Here is a 4852-nt window from a genome sequence, read left to right on the forward strand (position 1 = left end):
AGCAAGTAAAGAGTAACAATAGGTCGTTCTGTCACTATACTGTCATAATATTTGTTAAACCGTGCTGAAGAAGCTCAAACTCAAGAGTCTTAATATAGATATCAATTACTTGAGTTTAATCAATATTAAAGCTTAAACTGTAATAATTATAAAATATATCAATATTTAAAAATAAATCCCCTTTCACTTTTGCGATAGGGGATTAGTTTTTATAGAATACCCCATTGCTTAAATAGAAAGACTGTTATGAACGCTATTTTTTACGTTTTAAAACACATTAATGAGCAAGATGAAGCTGAGCTGGATAAATCAATCCCAGCTCATTTTGATTTGGCTGCACGCTTAGCAGCAGATCAATTCAGGCTTGGAAAACGTGTTTTTATCTATACTAATGGAACAACTGACTCTCATGTCATTGATGAATATTTATGGTCTTTTGAAGCAAATAGCTTTGTACCGCATAATCTTCAAGGCGAAGGTCCTGCAAATGGTGCACCTGTAGAAATAGGGCATTCCACACCAGTGGGAAATAGAAAAGTTTTAATTAATTTGGCGACAAATGTGCCAGATTTTATAAATAGATTTAATCAAGTTTTTGATTTTGTACCAGACGATCAGATGCTTAAACAAGCAGCCAGAGATCGCTATAAATATTTACGTCAAATGGGCGTCAATATGACAACACAAGATATTGAAACAAAATCTAACAGTTAAATTAAAAAATTACATAAAGGCTCCAATAATGGAAAAAACATATAACCCGCAAGATATTGAACAAGCTTTATATCAAGATTGGGAAGAAAAAGGCTACTTTAAACCATCTGGTAAAGGTGAAGCTTATTCAATCATGATCCCGCCACCAAATGTCACTGGCAGCTTGCATATGGGTCATGCTTTTCAACATACCATTATGGATACTTTGACACGTTTAAAGCGTATGCAGGGTAATAATACTTTATGGCAAGTTGGTACCGATCATGCGGGTATTGCGACTCAAATGGTAGTTGAACGAAAACTTGCGGCAGAAAACGGCCCGACACGTCATGAACTTGGTCGTGATGCATTTATTGATAAAATTTGGCAATGGAAAAATGAATCAGGTGGCGCAATCACTAAACAAATGCGTCGTTTAGGTGATTCTGTTGATTGGGATCGTGAACGCTTTACGATGGATGAAGGTTTATCTGAAGCAGTTCAAGAAGTATTTGTACGTTTACATAAAGATAAATTAATTTATCGCGGTAAACGATTAGTAAACTGGGATCCTAAATTACATACAGCGATTTCAGACTTAGAAGTTGAAAATAAAGATAAAAAAGGTCATATGTGGAACTTACGATACCCACTTGCTGATGGCCTTAAAACATTGGATGGCAAAGATTACATTGTTGTAGCAACTACGCGACCAGAAACCATGTTAGGTGATACAGGAATTGCAGTAAATCCAAAAGACGAACGTTATGTAAATTTAATTGATAAAGAAGTTTTATTACCCATAGTTAATCGCCGTATTAAAATTGTTGCCGACGATCATGCTGATATGGAAAAAGGTACTGGTTGTGTCAAAATCACACCTGCACATGACTTTAATGATAACGAAGTAGGTAAACGCCATAAATTAACTATGGTCAATATCTTCGATAAAAATGCAGCCGTATTAACTCAAGGTGAATGTTACAGCTTTGATGGGAAAGAACTTGATATAAAAACAGAAATCCCTGAACGTTTTCATGGCATAGACCGTTTTGCTGCTCGTAAACTGATTGTCGCTGAATTTGAAGCAGCAGGCTTATTAGAAAAAATTGAAGACCACGCATTAACCGTTCCTTACGGTGATCGCTCTGGTGTCGTTATTGAACCTTTATTAACTGACCAATGGTATGTACGAGTTGCGCCTATGGCCGAACAAGCAGTTGAAGCCGTAGAAAATGGAGATATCCAGTTTGTACCAAAACAATATGAGAATATGTACTTCTCGTGGATGCGTGATGTACAAGATTGGTGTATTTCACGCCAACTTTGGTGGGGACATCGAATTCCAGCTTGGTATGACGAAGCCGGAGAAGTTTACGTAGGTCGTTCAGAAGCTGAAGTACGTAAAGAAAATAACCTGAGTGATGATATTAAATTAAAACAAGACGAAGACGTATTAGATACCTGGTTTTCTTCGGCTCTTTGGACTTTTTCAACGCAAGGTTGGCCAGCACAAACAGAAGATTTAAAAACTTTTCATCCATCAGATGTATTAGTGACAGGTTTTGATATTATTTTCTTCTGGGTTGCACGTATGATCATGATGACCATGCACTTTAATAAAGATGAAAATGGAAAGCCACAAGTACCTTTTAAAACCGTTTATGTGACTGGTCTTATTCGTGATGAAACTGGCGATAAAATGTCTAAATCTAAAGGTAATGTATTAGACCCATTAGATATGATTGATGGTATTGATCTTGAAAGCTTAGTTGAAAAGCGTACTGGCAACATGATGCAGCCAAAACTCGCAGCTAAAATAGAGAAAAGCACACGTAAAGAGTTTGCCAAAGGAATAGAAGCCCATGGTACAGATGCATTACGTTTCACATTAGCAGCTATGGCATCAACAGGTCGCGATATAAATTGGGATATGAACCGATTAGAAGGTTATCGTAATTTCTGTAATAAAATTTGGAATGCAAGCCGTTATGTATTAATGAATACTGAAGAGCAAGACTGTGGTTTTACTAACACGCTTACAAAAGAGTATTCTTTAGCTGATCGCTGGATTTTAGGTCAGTTTGAACAAACCGTAAAAACATTTACTGAACAATTAGATAGCTACCGTTTTGATTTAGCCGCTAACACTATTTATGACTTCACTTGGAATCAATTCTGTGGTTGGTATTTAGAGCTTACTAAACCGGTATTAACGCAAGGTAATGAAGTAGAACAACGTGGTACACGCCATACGTTAATCACAGTTTTAGAAAGCCTTTTACGTTTAATGCACCCATTAATGCCATATATCACAGAAACAATCTGGCAACGTGTTGCACCGATTGCTTCAATTGAAACCAAAAATAGCAGCATTATGGTTCAGACATACCCTTCATTTGATGAATCTAAAGTAGATATAGATGCAATAGCTGATTTAGAATGGGTGAAACAATTCATTTTAGCTATCCGTAACATTCGTGGTGAAATGGATATTAGTCCAAATAAACCACTTAACGTATTGCTTAAAAATGTATCTAGTGACGATAAACGTCGTTTAGATGACAACAAAACATTTTTAGCATCTTTAGCTAAACTCGAAAGCTTTACAGCACTCAGTGATGATGAAGAAGCTCCTGCAAGTGTTACCGCAATGGTTGGCTCTTTAGAAGTACTTATTCCTATGGCTGGTTTAATTGATGTTGCTGCAGAAGTAACTAGGTTAAATAAGCAGTTAGAGAAACTAGAAAAAGAGCTTAGCAGAGTTGAAGGTAAGTTAAATAACGAAAAATTCGTTAGTAAAGCACCAGAAGCAGTTTTAGCAAAAGAAAAAGCAATTTTTACAGAATTAAGTGAAGCTAAAGCTAAATTAGTTGAACAAAAAGTTACAATTGAAAATTTATAATTCGTAATTATTAAAATCCCCTTATCATTTATGGTAAGGGGCACTTCAAACACCCACTATTTATTCAACAACAAATTCCCGACTTTCCACCACAAAAACCAGCCATTTGATTGCAAGTAACGAGTCCCCATATTGTTATGCAACTTATATTAGGTACAATGATTTTATCAGTAATATGCTGATACAAACTATAAAAAAATCATCGACTAGGGATTTAAAAATGAAAGAAATTTTAGCAGGCTTATTTTTAGCAACACTTTCAGGCTCTGCATTTTCAGCTCAAACTGAATCATGTGGTTATTGGGAATACTATACTGTTGAAGTGTGTGATGAAAGACAAGTAAGCGTTACAAAAGATTATACCGCATGTGAATATTTTGGTGGTATGAGAAATGGGGAAGCGCTTGAATTTTGGCAAACTTTAGAAGGCAATGTTAGCTGTCCAAGTAATTACAGAACATTAACACTTACAAGCGAAAGCCATTACACTAAAACAGTTTCAGAAACAGAGCGCTATAATTGCAGAAATGAAACTCGTCGTTTCTGGGTAAATGAAGGCGGTCCTAACTGTGGCTTTGATCCACGTAAAGTTGATGATAAAAAATAAAATTTAACAAAAATATGTAAGTACAAAAAATGCCAATCAGTTAACTGATTGGCATTTATTATATTATTCTTTTCTTTATAAGAATATTAAGCCATATTTACTTATTCGTTACCCACTGATGGGTTTGCTTTTTCGGCTTGAATACGCATATAAATTTCTTCACGATGTACTGATATATCTTTTGGTGCATTTACACCGATACGTACTTGATTACCTTTAACACCCAGTACAGTAACTGTAACTTCATCCCCGATCATCAGGGTTTCACCAACGCGACGTGTCAGTATTAGCATGCGCTTGCTCCTAGTATTTCAAAAATTAAAAGATTCCGTCCCTTCTTATTTTAAAGAATAAAACAACGAAAAGTAAGTAAAAGTTCTAATTGATTATTTTCATACCTTTTATTAAAGCTTTTTATTACTAAAAAGCAATAAAAGACAAGCAATTAGTTAATAAAACTTTAAGCCAAATACATATCACATAGAAATAATTTCATTTACATATGACTTGATTATTTACCTATTTTAAGCTTTTTTAAAAACCCAAGCTTGCACACTATCAAGTGCCGAAACTAAGTTTTCAGGTTGTGAGCCACCTGACATGAATGCCATATCAAGGTGACTGTAAACCTTTTTTAAGATTTAAGC

The 4852-nt window shown here is 35.2% G+C and carries 4 protein-coding genes; 3 read left to right on the forward strand and 1 reads right to left on the reverse strand.

What is annotated here, in order from left to right:
• Positions 1-246 precede the first annotated feature (246 nt).
• The 3 genes from BM088_RS26715 to BM088_RS26725 all read left to right on the forward strand — a co-directional run bounded on the left by BM088_RS26715 (position 247) and on the right by BM088_RS26725 (position 4205).
• Entirely contained in the window at positions 247-714 is a 468-nt protein-coding gene (locus BM088_RS26715; protein WP_091991962.1) for a DNA polymerase III subunit chi, read from the forward strand.
• 28 nt (positions 715-742) lie between these two features.
• Positions 743-3598 (forward strand): valine--tRNA ligase, encoded by a 2856-nt coding sequence (locus BM088_RS26720; RefSeq protein ID WP_091991964.1) that lies wholly within the window; start codon positions 743-745, stop codon positions 3596-3598.
• Positions 3599-3818: 220 nt separating this feature from the next.
• Entirely contained in the window at positions 3819-4205 is a 387-nt protein-coding gene (locus BM088_RS26725) for a hypothetical protein (RefSeq protein WP_091991966.1), read from the forward strand.
• 101 nt (positions 4206-4306) lie between these two features.
• Here the strand turns inward: BM088_RS26725 and csrA are convergent, their stop codons facing one another.
• Complete coding sequence (gene csrA, locus BM088_RS26730) at positions 4307-4498, reverse strand: carbon storage regulator CsrA (RefSeq protein ID WP_091991968.1); 192 nt, start codon at positions 4496-4498, stop codon at positions 4307-4309.
• Positions 4499-4852 lie beyond the last annotated feature (354 nt).

Source organism: Pseudoalteromonas denitrificans DSM 6059 (assembly GCF_900112265.1).
Taxonomy (GTDB): Bacteria; Pseudomonadota; Gammaproteobacteria; order Enterobacterales; family Alteromonadaceae; genus Pseudoalteromonas; species Pseudoalteromonas denitrificans.